Consider the following 18,267-nt stretch of genomic DNA (forward strand, 5'->3'; position numbering starts at 1 on the left):
CGGCAGAATGGAAGAACAGAAAGATATGGTCCTTGAGGTTGAGAACCTTAATGTAAAATTTGTAATGGAAGAAGAGACTGTGGAGGCAGTTAATAATATAAGCCTTCATATTAAAAAAGGGGAAACCCTGGGACTGGTGGGAGAGACCGGTGCAGGAAAAACCACAACAGCATTGTCCATTATGAGATTGGTGGACTCGCCCCCCGGAGTTCTGGAATGTGATAAGCTGGAGGTGTGCGGCCAGGACGTGATGGGAATGTCCATCACCGAGCTGGAGCATATCCGGGGAGGCCTGGTATCCATGATCTTCCAGGATCCGATGACCTCTCTGAACCCGGTATTTACTGTGGGACAGCAGATCGCAGAAAGTCTGGAGCGTCATGAGCACCTTAATAAGAATGACGCATGGAAAAAGGCAGAGGATATGCTGGAGCTGGTTGGTATTCCAAGAGAGAGAGCCATCGAATATCCGCACCAGTTTTCGGGCGGCATGAAGCAGAGGGTGATCATTGCCATTGCCCTGGCGTGCAGTCCGCAGCTCTTAATTGCAGATGAGCCCACAACTGCCCTGGATGTGACGATCCAGGCCCAGATCCTTCAGCTGATGCGGGAATTAAAGCAGAAAAAGGATACGTCCATGATCATGATTACCCACGACCTGGGAATCGTGGCAGAGACATGTGACCGGGTAGCAGTCATGTATGCTGGAAAGATCATTGAAGAGGGAAATCTGGAAGAAGTTTTCAATCACACACTGCATCCGTATACCGAGGGGCTTTTCAACTCTCTTCCAAATATCAAAAATAGACGGAGCAAGTTGGAGCCAATCCGCGGTCTGATGCCGGATCCCACAAATCTGCCCAGGGGCTGTGCCTTTGCTCCAAGATGCAATTACGCGACAGATGCGTGCAGGGAAAGAAGACCGGAGCTGGTGTCCTTCGGAGGAACTCATAAAGCGGCATGTCTGGCGTATGAGAATCCGGACTTCCATATTGAGAGGGGGAAAAAGAATGGCTGAAAATATACTGGAAGTAAAGCATCTGAAAAAATATTTTAAAACAGCCCGTGGAACCCTCCATGCGGTGGATGATGTGAGTTTTACCATTGAAAAGGGAAAAACACTGGGAATTGTTGGAGAGTCCGGATGTGGAAAATCGACGACTGGACGTGCGATTTTAAGACTTTTGGAACCAACTGACGGCCAGGTGATCTTTAATGGCCAGGACATCACGGCTTTGAGCAGCAGTAAGATGCGGCAGATGCGCCGGGATATGCAGATCATCTTTCAGGATCCGTTTTCTTCTCTGGATCCTAAGAAGACTGTGAGTCAGACCATTGCGGAGCCCATTATTGAAAACAAGATCTTGAAGGATAAAAAGGCGATCGATGTCAGAGTCCGTGAGCTGATGGCTACGGTAGGACTGGCGGAGCGGCTTGTAAATGCGTATCCCCATGAGTTGGATGGCGGGCGCAGACAGCGTATCGGGATTGCCCGTGCTCTGGCTATGGAGCCCAAGTTTATTGTATGTGACGAGCCAGTATCAGCCCTGGACGTTTCCATCCAGGCTCAGATCCTGAACCTGCTGCAGGAATTAAAAGAACAGATGGGGCTTACTTTTATTTTCATTACCCATGATCTCTCAGTGGTGAACCACTTTGCTGACGAGATCGCTGTAATGTATCTGGGACAGCTGATTGAAAAGGCTCCGACAGAGGAGCTGTTTGACCATCCGGTCCATCCGTACACAAGGGCCCTTCTTTCAGCAATCCCGATTCCAGAAGTGGGAATAGAAAGGCCTGAGAGAATTCTTCTCCGGGGAGAGATCAGTTCGCCGATCGATCCGCCAGATGAGTGCCGGTTTGCGAAACGATGCAATTATGTATGCGACCAGTGTCATAAATCCTGCCCACAGCTGGTGGAGATATCAGAAGGTCATTTTGTATCATGCCATTTATGGGAAAATTTTAAATAAAAATGTAATGTATTCAGGAGGGTTTACACCATGTATCAGGTATCAGATCATACCAGATCCCAGTTTGAAAAGATGCTGGGGCTTGCCAGCGTAAAGGAAGCGCTGGTCTTCATCGAGGCCAATCAGCCGGAGGCCATTGAGGAGCAGAAGGAGCTGGTGCTCATCGAGGCTCCCACCGGCCATGAGGAAAACCGCGCCAAGGTATTCGCTGAGAAATTCAAGGCGCTGGGACTGGAGGACGTCCACACAGACCGGGGCGGCAATGTGATCGGCATCCGCCGCGGAACAGGAAAGGGGCCGAAGGTGCTGATCGAGGGCCATATGGATACCGTATTCCCCTTTGGGACTGTGAAAGGCGTGGAGGAAAAGGACGGCTTTCTGTATGCTCCCGGGATCGGCGATGATACAAGAGCGCTGGCTATGCTCCTGTGCCTGATCCGTACCCTCAATAAAACGGGGATCCAGACTGCCGGAGATATCGTATTTGTGGGAACCACCCGGGAAGAGGGAATGGGCGGCCTTGGCGGAATGAAGGATTTCCTTGCAGATAATGATGACATCGACATTTCCCTCAGCCTGGACAACAACGACATGAGCCTTCTGGTGTTCGAGGCCACCGGCGGCGAGACGTATGAGGTGAATTTCTACGGAATCGGCGGCCATGCCTTTGGCTGCTTCGGAAAGATGGCCCAGCCGGTCCATGCGGCGGCCAGGGCTGTGGCAAAGATCGCTGACTTTGTGGTTCCGTCGGATCCCAAGACCAGCTTCTGTGTGTCCAATTTCCACGGAGGAAACGATGCGGGCGTCCATGCGATCGCGCCCAAGGCCACAATCAAATTCAACTTCCGGTCCAATTCCCAGGAGGAGCTGGCGAAATTAAGGACCAATATCTTCAACGCCATTGAAGAGGCCTGCCAGGAGGAGACCGCAAAATGGGGTCAGGATACGATCACCTGGGATAAAAAGCTCATCAGCAGCGTACCGGGAGGAACCCAGGACATGCATGCTCCTCTGGTAGAAACTGCATACATGGGCCTGAGCCATCTGGACGTAGAGCCGGTGATCCACAGAGGCGGCTGCACCAACGCCAACGTGGCCGTTGCCAAGGGACTTCCGGCGCTCTGTATGGGCCGTGCCTATGCCCCGGATGAAAATTCCAAGAATATCATGAACCACAGCATCCATGAAAAGTTCCCCATCAACGGCGCTTATAAGGCCATCCAGCAGGCATTTTTAGTGCTGATGATGGCAGTCGGGATCGAGGGGGAATTTGATTCCATCACAGGCATCGGAGCAGAAAAATAGTCGGAAAAGAGGACATGGATCTTATGAAAAAGACAAGCTTTATTGCCACTGGAGACGCATTTATCACGCGCCGGTTCCCGGAGGGCGGATATGAGGGGTTCGAGGCCGTCCGGGACTGCATCATGCAGCACGATGTGAAATTTTCCAATCTGGAGATGACCTTCCATGACCATGAGGGGTATCCGGCCGCCTTTTCCGGCGGCACCTGGGCCATGGCGGATCCCAGGACCCTGGACGATATGAAGTCCTTTGGGTTTAACCTTTACAATACAGCCAACAACCACTCCCATGATTACAGCCATGGCGGCGTTCTGGCCACCATCGAGCATTTACGGGAACGGGATATGATCTTTGCCGGAACGGGAAAGAACCTGGGAGATGCGTCCAGACCGTGCTATCTGGAAACAAAGAAGGCCAGAGTGGCCATGATCGGCGTCACCTCGTCCTTCCATGAATCCGGTATGGCAGGCGGCCAGAGCGCAGATATGTGCGGCCGTCCGGGACTGAATCCTCTGCGCTTCGAGACCGTTTACCATGTGACCCAGGAGTATTATGACCAGGTTGCAGGCCTGGCGGCTCTTACAAAGGTCAACGCGTCCATGGAGAATTCTGTGAAGAATGGATATAAGAATCCGCCGCCGGAGGGGACCTTCCTGTTTGGAAAGTATAAATTCAAGCTGGATGAAACCAACTGGATCGAGAGCATCCCCAACGAAACGGATATGGCCCGGATCGAGGGAGAGATCCGGGAGTCCGGAAAGCAGGCGGACGTGGTGCTGGTGAGCATCCATGCCCATGAGACCGATGCGGGCGATACAAAGGTGCCGGCCATGTTCCTGGAGACCTTTGCCAGACGCTGTGTGGATGCTGGTGCAGATGTTATCATCGGCCATGGTCCTCATGAGCTTCGGGGGATCGAGATCTATAAGGGGAAACCCATTTTTTACAGCCTGGGGAATTTCCTGTTTGAAACGGAGACCGTGGATCTCCAGCCTTATGATGCGTATTTAAATAAGAAGCTTCCCCTGGATACAAAGGTGGGGGCATATATGGATGACCGGAGCAAGATGGGAACCGTGGGGTACGGAGTCCTGCCGGAGATCTGGTTTTCTGTTATGGCTGCCTGGGACATGGAAGATGGGAAGACCACGGAGATCCGCCTGTACCCCATTTCCCTGGGTATGGAACGGGTACGCTCCCAGAAGGGCGTGCCGGTAATGACTGGAGACGAAAAGGTCCTGGAGTATCTGGCGGAGCTTTCGGCTCCCTACGGAACCGCCATGGAGATCCGGGATGGCGTAGGTTATATCCGACTGAAATAATGCATTGACAGATTCTGGAGACGGCTGCAAAAACTCTCTCACTCCACTTGGCGCCGTCTCCTTTTTGCTTTTTATTTTGTACAAAATTTTTATACGTTTCTTTTTTCAGGTATATTTTTGTTAGAAAAAATATGTTATAATAAGGGAATCAAGCGACATCATTGGGAGGGATTACACATGAATCGAATCAACGCGGCCAACCAGGCCCTGTTTGAGGAGCTTGTAAAGCAGATCCAGATACAGGGAAACGCAGCGGGCATTGCCGTTGCCATTGTGGATGAAGAGGGAAAGACCCAGTATGAACAGTACTTCGGGTACAGGGATACGGAGCAGAAGCTGCCCATGGACGAAAATACGATCTTTGGTCTGGCATCTGTGACAAAGTCCTTTGTGGCTTTATCCATCATGCAGCTGGCAGAAAAAGGCCTCCTGGACCTGAACGATCCTGTGAGCCGGTATATTCCGGAGTTTACCAATAAGAATCAGGAAACGGTACGGATCCATCATTTCCTGAGCCACAGCGGCGGCTTTTATCCGGTACACAGGACTGTGGTAAAGGAGATCGCAGAGAAGCTGGGGATCTCCGAGGAGACAGAGGGCGACCTGGGTTACAGCGTGAAGCTGGCGGAGGCAGGAGCAAAGGCAGTGGCAGAGCAGCTGGATGCCCAGACTCCGGGCCACGGTCTCATTGGAAGACCGGGCGAATACATGAGCTACTGCAACGACGGCTATGGCCTCCTTTCTGAGATCGTCCGCCGGGTCGGAGGAGAGGCTTCCTTTGCAGACTATGTGAAAAAGAATATCCTGGATCCTCTGGAAATGGAGCGCAGCGGCTGCGATTACCTGCGGCCCAGACTGGATGAAAACAGCGCCGTATTATATAAGAAGGAGAACGGCGTCATGACCGGCTGCAAGGATTATTACGACAATGCCTTTGTCCTGGGCGGGGCCGGATCCATGAAGTCCACCATTTCCGATATGAAGAAGATCCTGTATATGTATCTGAACCATGGAAAGACGGCGGCCGGCGGCCGTATCCTTTCAATGGAAGGGATCCGGTCCATGTGCCGTCCGCGCATGGAGTACCGCCCAGAGAGCTGGTACTGCTTCGGACTGGCTACAAAGAAGATCGACGATGTGACCGTGGTGGAGCACGGGGGAAGCCTTACAGGCGTTTCCTCCAACATGTCCTGGTCCTATGATGCCGGCTGCGGAGTCATCGTTCTCTGCAACACCTCCGACGTACCGGTGAGTGCCATTGCCGATGCGGCCATGCGTATGTACCATGGCCGGAATCCGCTGGAGGACCGGGGACTTTACCAGGAAAATCCATGGTCAGAAAAGACCAGAAAGGCCGCAGTGGGCTGCTACCTTTCCAGCGAGGACTCCGAGGTGGAGATCCGGGAGAACGGAGACGGAGTTCTGGCAGTGGTAGAGGGCAGAGAGAAAAATCTGGTCATGGTCCAGGAAAACCTGGGGATCATCCGCGGCTATGCAAAGGACGCGTATCTGAAGCTCTTTAAGGATGAAAACGGCGGAGTGTTCGCCATCGGTTTTGGCGGACGGATGCTGCCGAGAAAATAAAATGGAGGTATTCAGCATGGACATTTATGAACAGATCACCAAAATGGCAGATGAGATCGCACCGGAGCTGGTAGCCCAGCGCCGCGATTTCCACAAGTTCGCAGAAAAAGGCTGGTTCGAGATGAGGACCTCCTCCATCATTGCCAGAAAATTGACAGAGATGGGGTATGAGGTCTTAGTGGGCGACCAGGTCTGCAAAAAAGATGCCAGAATGGGCGTTCCGTCGGATGAGGAGCTGGAGGAGCAGTATGAGAGAGCCGTGGCCCAGGGTGCGGATCCGGAGTTTGTAAAATATACAAAGGGCGGTATGACCGGAGTGATCGGTATCCTGCGCTGCGGAGAGGGCCCCACAGTAGCCATGCGTTTCGACATCGACGCACTGGGCGTATTTGAGGAAAAGGACAAATCCCACCGGCCTGCCTGCGAGGGCTTCGGCTCCGTCAACGAAGGCTTTATGCATGCCTGCGGCCATGACGGCCATGCCACCATCGGCCTGGGCGTGGCGAAGGTGCTGATGTCCATTAAGGATTCCCTTCACGGGACCATGAAGCTGATCTTCCAGCCAGCGGAGGAAGGCGTTCGCGGTGCGAAATCCATCGTGGAGAACGGCCATCTGGACGGTGTGGATTATCTCATCGGTTCCCACGTTTCCGATAAGGCTGCCGACGATCCGGCGGTGGTGATCCCGGGAAGCCATGGCTCCCTGGCTACTACCAAGTACGATGTCTTCTTCCACGGCGTTTCTGCCCATGCAGGCGGATCTCCGGAGAAGGGGAAAAACGTAATGCCGGCTGTGGCTACGGCTATCTTAAACCTGTACGGGATCCCGAGGAACTCCGCTGGAATGAGCCGGATCAATGTGGGGACTGTTGTGGCCGGAAGCGGCCGGAACGTGATCGCGGATGTGGCAAAGATGGAGATCGAGGTTCGCGGAGAGACCACAGAGATCAACCAGTATATGGAAGAATATGCAAAGAACATCATCGAGGGAGCGGCGAAGATGCACGGCTGCACCAGCGAGATGAAGGTCATGGGCTCTGCGTATTCCCTGACCAGCGACCAGGCCCTTATGGACCGGGTAAGACGTGTCTGCGAGGAAAACCTGCATCTTCCGGTTTCCGGGACCACCAGCAGCCGCAACGGCGGAAGCGAGGACGTTTCCTATATGATGCGCCGGGTACAGGAGCAGGGCGGCCAGGCTACCTTCATGCGGATCCTCACAAAGGAATCTGCGCCGGGCCATAACCGGAGGTTTGATTTTGACGAGCAGGCGCTTCCCAATGCGGTGAAGGTATTCTGCGGAACTGTATACGATATCCTTGGATAAAGGATGCGGAGAGGACCCGGACGGGTCCTCTTTTTTCGCGGGCAGAGGGCCAAAGTCCGTGCCTGCACGAGATTCTGGCGTCTGCCGCGGGAACCATGAGAAATTCGCGCAGAGTGTTTCTTATGGCTGGCCGGGAACGGCCGGTCCGGCTCTGGAATGGGCCCGGAATGGGGAGGGAACTGTCGGTTATCGGAAGAAACCTGTGGAAATGTTATAATATGTCATAATATGTACAAAAATGACGTTTAACTTGAGAAAAATTTGTTCACATTTTCTAAAAAATATGGTATAATAAAAGAACCATTTAATTAACCCAAAGATGGACAAAATGAAACAGCAAGAGGTGATATCGTGGTAAGAAAAGAAATGATAGCAATGCTGTTGGCAGGAGGACAGGGCAGCCGCCTTGGAGTTTTAACGCAAAAAGTGGCAAAGCCGGCAGTATCATTCGGCGGCAAGTACCGGATCATCGACTTTCCGCTCAGCAACTGCATTAATTCTGGCGTCGATACAGTCGGCGTCCTGACCCAGTACCAGCCATTGCGTTTAAATACGCATATCGGAATTGGTATCCCGTGGGATCTGGACCGGAACGTGGGCGGTGTGACCGTTCTTCCTCCCTATGAAAGAAGCAAGGGCAGCGACTGGTATACAGGAACTGCCAACGCCATTTACCAGAACCTGGAGTATATGGAATCCTATAATCCGGAATACGTTCTGATCCTGTCCGGCGACCACATCTACAAAATGGACTATGAGGTGATGTTGGAGTACCACAAGGCCAACAACGCCGACGTGACCATCGCCGCCATGCCGGTGCCCATGGAGGAGGCCAGCCGTTTCGGTATCCTGATCACCGACGATGCCAACCGCATCACGGAGTTCGAGGAGAAGCCGGCAAACCCCAGGAGCAACCTGGCTTCCATGGGAATCTATATCTTCAGCTGGAAGGTATTAAAAGAGGCGCTCATTAAATTAAAGGATGAGCCGGGCTGTGACTTCGGAAAGCACATTATCCCCTACTGCCACAACGACGGCAGGCGGATCTTCGCATATGAGTATAACGGCTACTGGAAGGATGTGGGAACCTTAGGCTCTTACTGGGAAGCCAATATGGAGCTGATCGACATTATCCCGGAGTTCAACCTGTATGAGGAGTACTGGAAGATCTATACAAAAAGCGAGAAGATCCCGCCCCAGTTCATTTCCGCAGAAGCGAAGGTAGGAAAGAGCATCATCGGAGAGGGAACGGAGATCTATGGAGAGGTCACCAATTCCGTCATCGGCTCCGGCGTTGTGATCGAAAAGGGCGCTGTGGTCAGGGATTCCATCATTATGCAGGATTCCGTGATCGAGGCAGACGCCGTAGTGGACAAGGCCATTGTGGCCGAGGACGTAAGGATCGGCGCAGGCGCCCGTCTGGGCGTTGGAGAATACGCGCCCAGCAAATACGATCCCAAGGTATACCAGTTCGACCTGGTGACCGTCGGAGAGCATTCAGTGATCCCGGCGGGCGTGGAGATCGGAAAGAACACAGCGGTCTCCGGTGTGACAGAAGCTTCGGACTATCCGGACGGCAAACTTGAAAGCGGCGGCTACATAGTAAAGGCAGGTGGAAACGTATGAGAGCAATCGGTATTGTTTTAGCGGGAGGCAACAGCAAGCGGATGCGGGAGCTTTCCAGAAAAAGGGCGATCGCGGCAATGCCCATCGCCGGAAGCTTCCGGAGCGTTGACTTTGCTCTTAGCAATATGAGCAACTCTCATATCCAGAGTGTTGCAGTTCTGACCCAGTATAATTCCAGATCCTTAAATGAGCATTTAAGCTCTTCCAAATGGTGGGATTTCGGAAGAAAGCAGGGGGGCATGTATGTATTTACCCCCACCATCACCGCAGAGCACAGCGACTGGTACCGCGGCACCGCAGACGCCCTTTACCAGAACCTGGATTTCCTGAAGAGAAGCCACGAGCCCTATGTGGTACTGGCCTCCGGCGACGGGATCTATAAGCTGGATTACAATAAGGTGCTGGAATACCACATCGAAAAGAAGGCTGATATCACAGTGGTCTGCAAGGATATGCCGGCGGATGTGGATGTGACCCGGTTCGGTATGGTAAAGACCAACGCCGACGGCCGCATCACAGAATTTGAGGAGAAGCCCATGGTCAACGATTCCACGACCATCTCCTGCGGGATCTACGTGATCCGCCGCCGCCAGCTCATCGAGCTCATCGAGCGCTGCGCCAACGAGGACCGGTATGACTTCGTCCAGGACATCCTGGTACGCTATAAGAATCTGAAACGGATCTATGCCTACAAGCTGGATACATATTGGAGCAACATCGCTTCCGTGGAGGCCTATTACCAGACCAATATGGATTTCTTAAAGCCAGAGGTCCGCAGCTACTTCTTTAAGGAATATCCGGATATTTATTCCAAGATTGACGATCTGCCTCCGGCAAAATATAATCCGGGTGCAGTTGTAAAGAACAGCCTGGTTTCCAGCGGCTGTATCTTAAACGGATCAGTGGAAAATTCCGTTCTGTTTAAAAAGGTATATATCGGAAATAACTGTGTGATCAAAAACTCGATCATCATGAATGACGTTTATATTGGAGACAATACGGTCATTGAGAACTGCATTGTGGAGAGCCGCGATACGATCCGTGCCAATACCACATACATCGGGCAGCCTGATGACGTGAAGATCGTCATCGAAAAGAACGAAAGATATACATTATAATGGCCCATATGGAAGGCTGATATGGACCGGGGAGGTTATTATGCAGGTAACAGATGTACGTGTGAGAAAGATTGAAAAAGAAGGCAAAATGAAAGCGATCGTATCCATTACACTGGACAACGAGTTCGTGATCCACGATATCAAAGTGATCGAAGGGGAAAAGGGGCTTTTCATTGCAATGCCCAGCAGAAAAGCCGCAGATGGTGAATACAGGGACATTGCCCATCCCATAAATTCAGAGACCAGGGACATGATCCAGAACGTGATCCTCCATAAATATGAGATGACCACGCTGGAGGCGGCCCAGGAGGCGTTGGAGGGCTGATAACTGCATAGAAAGAGAGTGGGGATGGACCGGGAGCTAATCCTGGCCCATGACCCACTCTTTTTTTATGCACCACAGCCCGGCCTGGACACCGGAAAGGGGCTGGTTTTCAGAAATGGCTTTACGGATGGCCTGGTCATGGGAGAAGAGCCGGTGCCAGCTGTCCATGACCTGGCGCTTCAGCTCTGGATAGAAGTTAGTCAGGATGAGATCGCTTTCCCTCCGGATCCCATATTCCAGAAGCGTCTGGCGGAACTCTTTCTCTTCTTTTTCCGTCTTTCCCATATAGGACAGGCATAAAATCTTATTCCAGTCGTAGAGGCTGAAAAAGACTGCTTCGTCTAGAGGAACACGCAGTACCAGGATCCGGCCTCCGGCAGACGGGTCCACATTTTCCGGGCTTTTGAAGGCCCAGTAGGGGTATTCCGCACCCTGGGGCTTTGGAACATGGGCTTCCGCAGCCTTTACGAACCAGTCGTAGGCGGAAAGAAACACCGGAGCGCTTTCTTCATATTTTTTCTGGACATATTCCCGCCTGGAAAAGCAGATCCCATCCCGGTCTAAGACGTCCAGGACGATCTGGGCCTGGGGGGAATATAAGGTTACCGAAGTACGTCTGTGATCCATTCTCTTTTTATCTCCCATATATTTCCATAGCAGTCCGGGTTCCCCATATCTACCCGGGCGTCAAAGAGCCGGTCCCAGCTTTTTATGATCTCCCGTTTGATCTCCGGGTAGAACTGGGACATATATGCTCTGCTGTCGCTGACCCGGTATTCCTCCAGGAGCTTTCTGTGGCGGGCGGCGTCCTCCCGGTCAGCCGGAATATACGAATAGTCCAGGACCGCTCCCCATTTCATGATGTTTACCGGCACGATCCGGGACGGATCCAGGGTCAGCTCCAGGATCACGGTTCCCGGGCTCTTCAGCATGGTGGCCTCTGATTTTAAGGACACCCATACGGGATAATCGGCGTCTGCGGGCCGGTCCGCCGCCGCAGGCGTGTGCTTTACCAGCCAGTCGTAGGCCTCCAGCACCAGAGGGGCGTGCTCCCCGAGATCTGCCTGGATGTATTCCCGTCTGGCCACGTAGCGGCCTTTGGTCTCCAGCTCCCGGAGGACGTTTTCATGCTGCTTGGTCCAGACGCGGACGGCGTTTCCGTTCATTCTATTTTCCATGGGACCACCTGTCCTTTCTTTGTTTCTGGCTTGTATTGTAAGCCAGTCTGGCGGAGGAAGTCAAGAGAAGAGCAGACAGAAACAGAGTTTTTTCTGTAAGGTTTTGTTTGGGCTGACGATCTGGAAACAAAGCGCATCTTTTTGACTTTGAGACAAAGATAAGGTAGAATGGAGTTGTGAAAAATATAGTGCCTGGCAGCCCGGAGGAAAAGATGGAGCGGCGGGCAGAAAGGGGTATAGACATGGAAACATGGGGATTTTACGTATCGGGAGTCCGGTACGGAACATGCAGAAAAGAGGGAGAACGGGTTTTCCACAGTCCGCTGGACGTGACATCTGGAGAATTTCTTCCGGAAAGGGAGCTGGCTCCAGAGGACGACCGGTATGTGGTCCTGGGAAAAATGAACGTGCGGGAGGCACTCCTGCATCTGGAACCGTGCCAGGAGGGGATCCGCCTGGGAGACGACAGGTTTACGGCTTCCTCCGGGGAGATCTATGAGAAAAAGGATAAGGGCGCGTATGTGCAGAGGCACATCAAATTCCCCAGAGACCTGGTGGTGAAGGATGGTCAGATCGTGGCGTTCATTACCCCGGCCAGGGAGCTTTGCAGCGTTCTGGTGAAGGATGGGTACGAGGATGAGACGGTCTTACGCCAGTGGAAGGAGATGGGCTTTGGCCTTCCATACCTGGTCCATGGTCCCGAGACCTTCATGGTTCCCATGCGGGATGGCGTGAAGCTGGCTGCGGACGTGTATCTGCCAGTGAAAAGAGAGAGAGCCGGCCAGGAGATGGCCGTTGCAGGACCCGCAGGAAAGGTCCCCACTGTGCTGGTGCGGACGCCCTACGGAAAACGGGTCGGAGCAGAAACGTATTACCGGTATGTGCAGAGGGGCTACGCTGTGGTGATCCAGGATGTGCGGGGACGGGAGGACAGCGAAGGCGAGTGGCTTCCCATGCACTATGAGGTGGAGGACGGCGACGATACCCTCAACTGGATCGCAGATCAGAAGTGGAGCGACGGGAAGGTGGCCATGACCGGAGGCTCTTACCTGGGCTACGTCCAGTGGGCGGCTGCGGCCAGCGAAAATCCCCATCTGACGGCCATGTTAAGCAGTGTGTGCGCTGGAAGTCCCTTTGTGGATCTGCCCAGGAGAGGCGGCTGCTTCAACTCCGGGTCCATGTCCTGGGCCTTTATGGTATCCGGACAGAGATCGGACGCATCCCTCATGGACCGGGACGACTGGGACGAGCTTCTGGATATCCGTCCCCTGGAGGACATCGCGCCCAGAGCCCTGGGCCATCAGGTGCCGTTCTTAAAGAAATGGCTGGATCATCCCGATTACGACGATTTCTGGAAAATGGGCAACTGGAAGGAGCGGACGGGGGCCCACCGGGTTCCGGCGCTGATCATGTCCGGGTGGTTCGACGATAACGGCATGGGAACAACAGAGGCCCTGGATCTGTATGAGGATTACACAGAGAAAAAGGTGATCCTGGGACCGTGGAAGCACAGCGGAAATGCCGATTACGATATCCACGGCTTTGCCCTGGCGCCCAATGCCCTGCGGTACGACATCGACCTGGTGTGCTTCCAGTGGATCGAACATTATTTAAAGGGCGTGGAAAACGGGATCGAAAAGACTCCCGTGGTGGAATACTATACCATGGGAAGCGGCCAGTGGAAGACGGCTGAGAACTGGCCTCTGCCCGATGGAGAGAAGGTGACCTTCTACCTGGACGGCAAAGCTGCGGATATGGCAGTTGGAAGCGGCAGCGAGGCAGGCCATGGAACCCTCAGCCTCGCGGCTCCGGAAAATGAATGTGGGGATCATTTTACATACGATCCGGAAAATCCGTCCACCCATATCATCGATATGTCTGAAAATGAACTGGAGGTGCCGGAAAACTACACAGACGAGGAGAAGCGGACCGATATACTCAGCTACTCCACTGGTGTTCTGGAGAAGGAATTTACCATCACCGGAGACGCCCAGGCTGTGATCTATCTCTCCTCCGACTGCGAAGATACGGATCTGATGGTGCGGATCACCGATGTGGATGAAAACGGGTGTTCCATGAAGCTGGCAGACGGAGTCATGAGCGTGCGCTACCGGAACCAGTTCGAGCATCCGGAATTCATGGAGCCGGGCAAGGTATATCCGGTGACGATCCGGACCACAAAGCTGTCCCATACATTCCGGAAAGGACATCAGATGCGTGTGACCGTGACGTCCAGTGCGAAGAACTTCATCTTCCCCAACAGCAACACCAGGGACGGCTTCAACAGCCAGGAGATCCGCCTGGCCCACAACTGCGTCCATCACGGCGGCCGGTATCGGTCGGCGGTGACGGTGATGCAGGAGAAATAGTATAAAAGTGATAGAATAGAAGTAATAGAAAGAATGGAGTCTGGATTCCCAGAAGCTGCTGGAAATCCGGGGGCCAGTGATAGAATGGAATAAAATAAGAATAAGCGGACGCGGTCCATGATGTTTTTTGATATCATGGGCCGCGTTTTTTGTTTACGTGGGCAGCGCGCCAAAGTCCGTGCTTGCATGAGACACTGGTGACGGTCGCGATAACCATGAGAAATTCGCGCAGCAAGTTTCGTATGGATATAGGAAAATATGTTCTGCGACAAAAAAGCGCCGCGGGAATTGCTTGGGGTGGAAGGGGCTTTTGTCACTGAAGCGGCCTGCCGCAGGCGGGAAAGCGCGCCGATGGGTTTCTTTCATATGTTATAGAAAGAATGTCTTATGTCAAAAAGCGCGCTGCGGGGATCGCTATCGGGCGAAAAAAGTTTGCCACTGAAGCGGCCTGCCACAGGTGGGGAGGTGGAAGGGGAGGCAGAGAGAGGCGGATGAATATATTTGCAGCTTGGGGGGGGGGTTCAATGAAGACAGGAGTGGGAGGAAAATGTGGAGAGAATATTTTGAAAATATAAAATATACATACTATACATCATTTATACTATAAGAATTTTGAATAGTTTCGAGATAAAAAATAGGTACTTCCGACAAGGACGATTATGGGAAGTAAAACCATGATTGGGGACTGGAAAGAGGCAGATCAATTTCAAGAATCTATAAAAATATTTAGGAGTACGGATAGATAATGAAAAACTATGAACAATACAAGAGAATGATCCGGTTCTTGACGTCAGTAACGATCCTGGCGGCAGAAATCGGTATCTACTGGTTAGTATGGGAAACAAGCATTTCGGAGATGGCAGGAACACCTTTCTTCCGAAAAGGAGATTGGCTTATGATCGCAGTCTACGGACTGCTTCTTTTATTTTTTTCGAAAATGTACGGTGGGCTAAAAATAGGATACCTGGAACGGGGAAATGTATTATATTCCCAGATACTTGCGGTGGTCCTGGTCAATGGTTTTACATATCTGCAGGCGGCCCTTCTCGCAAAACACTTTTTGAATTTTACCCCTTTTATGCTGATGCTTGTGCTGCAGGTGGTCGCTATCAGTATTTGGACCGTTGGTGCCAGTATTCTGTTTCAGAAATTATTTCCACCCAGACAGATGCTCCTGGTTTACGGAAATCGTCCCTCCTTATCCTTAATGCATAAGATGAATCTCAGGAAGGACAGATACCAGATCAAAACAGTGGTTCATGTAGATGAGGGATTAGAAAAGATCTTACGGATGATTTCCTCCTATGATGCGGTGGTGATTTGTGACGTACCATCTCCCATGAGGAACCAGATTTTAAAAGCATGTTATACAGAGGAAATCCGGGTTTACATGACGCCAAAGATTTCCGATATCCTAATTCGCAGCGCCGAGGAAATCACTCTTTTTGATACACCTCTGATCATGGCAAGAAACGGGCGGATGCCGATTGAGCAAGCTTTTTTCAAGCGACTGATGGATATTGTGATTTCTGGCATAGCCTGTATTGTAGTACTGCCATTTATGGCTGGAACAGCTCTGGCGGTGAAATTGGAGGATGGAGGACCAGTTCTTTATAAGCAGAAGCGGCTGACTATCGGAGGAAGAGAGTTTTATGTTTATAAATTCCGCAGTATGCGTATAGATGCAGAAAAAGATGGTGTAGCCCGTCTGGCCAGTGCGGGAGACAACCGTATCACCCGAGTGGGAAATTTTATCCGGAAGGTACGTCTGGACGAACTGCCGCAGCTTTTCAATATCTTAAAGGGTGATATGAGTATCGTGGGACCAAGACCGGAGCGGCCGGAAATCGCAAAGCAGTATGAGACAGAGATGCCCGAATTTTCCTATCGTCTGCGGGTTAAGGCGGGACTGACCGGCTACGCCCAGATTTTCGGAAAATACAATACAACACCCTATGACAAACTGAAACTGGATCTGCACTATATTCAGAATTATTCCCTAATGCTGGATGTGAAGCTAATGATACAGACGGTGAAGATTTTGTTTATGAAAGAGAGCACGGAAGGGATAGCTGCCGGACAGACAACGGCGGCGTTGGATATAGACAAAGAGTAGAGGAAATAAGATGTTAGTTAGTGTAATCATGCCCACTTATAATTGTGGTAATTATATTCAGATGTCATTGGACTCTGTGTTAGCACAAACAGTAACAGACTGGGAAATTCAGATAGTAGATGATTGTAGTACAGACAATACGGCAGATTTATTAAAACCATATCTGGAAAAATATTCAAACATTCATTACCATGTGCTTTCTCAAAACGGTGGTCCGGCAGTAGCTAGGACAGAGGCTCTAAAATATGCAACGGGAAAATATATTGCATTTCTTGATAGCGATGATTTGTGGATGTCAGATAAACTGGAGAAGCAAATTGCTTTTATGGAGAGGACGGGGGCAAAGTTCAGTGCAACGGGCTATCAATGGATGGATGAGAACGGAAATGATTTACATACTGTTTTGATACCACCAAAGAAAACGGATTATAAGAAGATGATTCGCCTGTCCAATCCGATTGGCAATTTGTCTGTAATGTATGATCAAGATGCTCTTGGCAAGTTTGAAGTGCCGCCAATAAAAAAAAGAAATGACTTTGCATTGTGGTTGCAGATTCTAAAAAAGACGGATTATTGTTATGGCATGGAAGATGTGCTTGGTGTTTATCGTATAGGTCGAACAGGATCGGTTTCCAGCAATAAATTGAAACAGGCAAAATATCATTGGCAACTCTATCATGAAATTGAAGGGCATAGCGTATTTAGAAGTTTACATGAGCTTGGGTGTTGGGCATTTGTGAAAGGCACGGGAATCGGAATAGATAAAAGGAAAGTGTAATTGAGGGGTAAAATGAAAATAGCAGTAGCTGGAACGGGATATGTGGGATTGTCAATCGCAATTTTGTTATCTCAAAACCACGAAGTAATGGCCGTGGATATCATTCCTGAAAAGGTAAAGATGATCAATCAAAGGAAGTCACCTATTCAAGATGAGTATATTGAAAAGTATTTGGCAGAAAAGGAATTACATTTAACAGCAACTTTAGATGCAGAAGAGGCATACGGGGGGGCTGATTTTGTTATTATAGCGACACCAACGAATTATGATCCGGAAAAGAATTATTTTGATACGTCTGCGGTAGAAGCTGTCATTGCTCAGGCGATGGCAAGTAATCCGGAGGCTATGATGGTGATTAAATCTACGATTCCGGTAGGATATACGGAATCTGTCCGTAAGAAATTTCAAACAGAAAATATTTTGTTTAGTCCTGAGTTTTTAAGAGAAAGCAAGGCATTGTATGACAATTTATATCCCTCAAGGATCATTGTGGGGACGGACATGAACAATGCGAGATTGCAGGAAGCAGCAAAAGTATTTGCCCGCCTTTTGCAGGAAGGGGCAGAGAAAGCTAACATCGAAACACTCTTTATGGGCTTCACGGAAGCAGAAGCTGTAAAGCTGTTTGCAAATACTTATTTAGCATTGAGAGTTTCTTATTTTAACGAATTGGATACTTATGCAGAGTTAAAAGGACTGGATACAAAAGCAATTATTGATGGTGTATGTTTGGATCCGAGAATCGGAAACCATTATAACAATCCCAGCTTTGGTTATGGTGGATATTGTCTCCCTAAAGATACGAAGCAGTTATTGGCCAATTATGAGGATGTGCCGGAGAACTTGATTGAGGCTATTGTGGAGAGCAATCGGACCAGAAAGGATTTTATTGCAGAGCAGGTTTTGAAAAAAGCAGGATATTATAGTTTTGAAGAAGATTTTCCAAAGCAAAAACCGGTGATTGGTGTATATCGTTTGACAATGAAATCCAATTCCGATAATTTTCGTCAGAGTTCCATTCAGGGAGTGATGAAACGAATTAAGGCGGAGGGAGCTTCGGTCGTAATTTATGAGCCTACGCTGGAGGGCGGAAGTCTATTTTATGGAAATCGGGTAGAGAATGATTTGGAGTTATTTAAGAAACAGGCGGATGCGATCATAGCCAATCGGTATGAAAAAAGTTTGGATGATGTAAAAGATAAGGTTTATACACGGGATTTGTTTCAGAGAGATTAAAATTCGGAGG

The 18,267-nt window shown here is 50.7% G+C and carries 15 protein-coding genes; 13 read left to right on the plus strand and 2 right to left on the minus strand.

What is annotated here, in order from left to right; all coding sequences use genetic code 11:
* Positions 1-7 precede the first annotated feature (7 nt).
* The 9 genes from ACI6NM_RS11595 to spoVG all read left to right on the plus strand — a co-directional run bounded on the left by ACI6NM_RS11595 (position 8) and on the right by spoVG (position 10,580).
* Positions 8-1,018 carry an ABC transporter ATP-binding protein gene (locus ACI6NM_RS11595; protein ID WP_262426600.1) on the plus strand — a complete coding sequence of 337 codons (1,011 nt, stop codon included), beginning with the start codon at positions 8-10 and terminating at the stop codon, positions 1,016-1,018.
* A complete protein-coding gene (locus ACI6NM_RS11600) occupies positions 1,011-1,973 on the plus strand; it encodes an ABC transporter ATP-binding protein (protein WP_337810875.1) in 963 nt (320 codons plus the stop codon). The genes ACI6NM_RS11595 and ACI6NM_RS11600 overlap by 8 nt, the downstream gene beginning before the upstream one ends.
* Before the next feature lie 30 nt (positions 1,974-2,003).
* Positions 2,004-3,278, plus strand: a complete 1,275-nt coding sequence (locus ACI6NM_RS11605) for a M20/M25/M40 family metallo-hydrolase (RefSeq protein ID WP_022272301.1) — start codon at positions 2,004-2,006, stop codon at positions 3,276-3,278.
* Between the two features lie 23 nt (positions 3,279-3,301).
* A complete protein-coding gene (locus ACI6NM_RS11610; protein WP_337425252.1) occupies positions 3,302-4,600 on the plus strand; it encodes a CapA family protein in 1,299 nt (432 codons plus the stop codon).
* A 177-nt stretch (positions 4,601-4,777) separates the two neighbouring features.
* Positions 4,778-6,184: a serine hydrolase domain-containing protein gene (locus ACI6NM_RS11615; protein ID WP_022272299.1), complete on the plus strand. Its 1,407-nt coding sequence runs from the start codon at positions 4,778-4,780 to the stop codon at positions 6,182-6,184.
* A gap of 16 nt (positions 6,185-6,200) precedes the next feature.
* Entirely contained in the window at positions 6,201-7,511 is a 1,311-nt protein-coding gene (locus tag ACI6NM_RS11620; protein ID WP_022272298.1) for an amidohydrolase, read from the plus strand.
* A gap of 351 nt (positions 7,512-7,862) precedes the next feature.
* Complete coding sequence (locus ACI6NM_RS11625) at positions 7,863-9,137, plus strand: glucose-1-phosphate adenylyltransferase (protein WP_262426604.1); 1,275 nt, start codon at positions 7,863-7,865, stop codon at positions 9,135-9,137.
* Positions 9,134-10,255 (plus strand): glucose-1-phosphate adenylyltransferase subunit GlgD, encoded by a 1,122-nt coding sequence (gene glgD, locus ACI6NM_RS11630; RefSeq protein WP_022272296.1) that lies wholly within the window; start codon positions 9,134-9,136, stop codon positions 10,253-10,255. Before ACI6NM_RS11625 ends, glgD begins: the two co-directional genes overlap by 4 nt.
* A gap of 40 nt (positions 10,256-10,295) precedes the next feature.
* Positions 10,296-10,580, plus strand: coding sequence for a septation regulator SpoVG (gene spoVG, locus ACI6NM_RS11635; protein WP_022272295.1), 285 nt, complete (start codon positions 10,296-10,298; stop codon positions 10,578-10,580).
* Between the two features lie 36 nt (positions 10,581-10,616).
* Here the strand turns inward: spoVG and ACI6NM_RS11640 are convergent, their stop codons facing one another.
* Both ACI6NM_RS11640 and ACI6NM_RS11645 read right to left on the minus strand, forming a co-directional pair.
* Complete coding sequence (locus tag ACI6NM_RS11640) at positions 10,617-11,207, minus strand: DUF3841 domain-containing protein (RefSeq protein ID WP_262426605.1); 591 nt, start codon at positions 11,205-11,207, stop codon at positions 10,617-10,619.
* Complete coding sequence (locus tag ACI6NM_RS11645; protein ID WP_262426606.1) at positions 11,183-11,758, minus strand: DUF3841 domain-containing protein; 576 nt, start codon at positions 11,756-11,758, stop codon at positions 11,183-11,185. The genes ACI6NM_RS11640 and ACI6NM_RS11645 overlap by 25 nt, the downstream gene beginning before the upstream one ends.
* 242 nt (positions 11,759-12,000) lie before the next feature.
* Between ACI6NM_RS11645 and ACI6NM_RS11650 the strand changes: the two genes are divergently transcribed.
* The 4 genes from ACI6NM_RS11650 to ACI6NM_RS11665 all read left to right on the plus strand — a co-directional run bounded on the left by ACI6NM_RS11650 (position 12,001) and on the right by ACI6NM_RS11665 (position 18,257).
* A complete protein-coding gene (locus ACI6NM_RS11650; RefSeq protein WP_262426607.1) occupies positions 12,001-14,127 on the plus strand; it encodes a CocE/NonD family hydrolase in 2,127 nt (708 codons plus the stop codon).
* A gap of 772 nt (positions 14,128-14,899) precedes the next feature.
* Positions 14,900-16,243, plus strand: coding sequence for an exopolysaccharide biosynthesis polyprenyl glycosylphosphotransferase (locus ACI6NM_RS11655; protein ID WP_438501101.1), 1,344 nt, complete (start codon positions 14,900-14,902; stop codon positions 16,241-16,243).
* Between the two features lie 10 nt (positions 16,244-16,253).
* On the plus strand, positions 16,254-17,021 hold the full coding sequence (locus ACI6NM_RS11660; protein ID WP_262426609.1) for a glycosyltransferase family 2 protein: 768 nt from the start codon (positions 16,254-16,256) through the stop codon (positions 17,019-17,021).
* Between the two features lie 12 nt (positions 17,022-17,033).
* Entirely contained in the window at positions 17,034-18,257 is a 1,224-nt protein-coding gene (locus tag ACI6NM_RS11665; RefSeq protein WP_262426610.1) for a nucleotide sugar dehydrogenase, read from the plus strand.
* The last annotated feature ends 10 nt before the right edge of the window (positions 18,258-18,267 follow it).

This window comes from Pilosibacter sp. YYHA0881 (genome assembly GCF_051602715.1).
In the GTDB taxonomy this organism is placed as follows: Bacteria; Bacillota; Clostridia; order Lachnospirales; family Lachnospiraceae; genus Alitiscatomonas; species Alitiscatomonas aceti.

Coding starts and splice junctions, on each gene's coding strand:
- ACI6NM_RS11595 (WP_262426600.1), top strand. CDS start 8: ATGGAAGAACAGAAAGATATGGTCCTTGAGGTTGAGAACCTTAATGTA.
- ACI6NM_RS11600 (WP_337810875.1), top strand. CDS start 1,011: ATGGCTGAAAATATACTGGAAGTAAAGCATCTGAAAAAATATTTTAAA.
- ACI6NM_RS11605 (WP_022272301.1), top strand. CDS start 2,004: ATGTATCAGGTATCAGATCATACCAGATCCCAGTTTGAAAAGATGCTG.
- ACI6NM_RS11610 (WP_337425252.1), top strand. CDS start 3,302: ATGAAAAAGACAAGCTTTATTGCCACTGGAGACGCATTTATCACGCGC.
- ACI6NM_RS11615 (WP_022272299.1), top strand. CDS start 4,778: ATGAATCGAATCAACGCGGCCAACCAGGCCCTGTTTGAGGAGCTTGTA.
- ACI6NM_RS11620 (WP_022272298.1), top strand. CDS start 6,201: ATGGACATTTATGAACAGATCACCAAAATGGCAGATGAGATCGCACCG.
- glgD (WP_022272296.1), top strand. CDS start 9,134: ATGAGAGCAATCGGTATTGTTTTAGCGGGAGGCAACAGCAAGCGGATG.
- spoVG (WP_022272295.1), top strand. CDS start 10,296: ATGCAGGTAACAGATGTACGTGTGAGAAAGATTGAAAAAGAAGGCAAA.
- ACI6NM_RS11640 (WP_262426605.1), bottom strand. CDS start 11,207: ATGGATCACAGACGTACTTCGGTAACCTTATATTCCCCCCAGGCCCAG.
- ACI6NM_RS11645 (WP_262426606.1), bottom strand. CDS start 11,758: ATGGAAAATAGAATGAACGGAAACGCCGTCCGCGTCTGGACCAAGCAG.
- ACI6NM_RS11650 (WP_262426607.1), top strand. CDS start 12,001: ATGGAAACATGGGGATTTTACGTATCGGGAGTCCGGTACGGAACATGC.
- ACI6NM_RS11655 (WP_438501101.1), top strand. CDS start 14,900: ATGATCCGGTTCTTGACGTCAGTAACGATCCTGGCGGCAGAAATCGGT.
- ACI6NM_RS11660 (WP_262426609.1), top strand. CDS start 16,254: ATGTTAGTTAGTGTAATCATGCCCACTTATAATTGTGGTAATTATATT.
- ACI6NM_RS11665 (WP_262426610.1), top strand. CDS start 17,034: ATGAAAATAGCAGTAGCTGGAACGGGATATGTGGGATTGTCAATCGCA.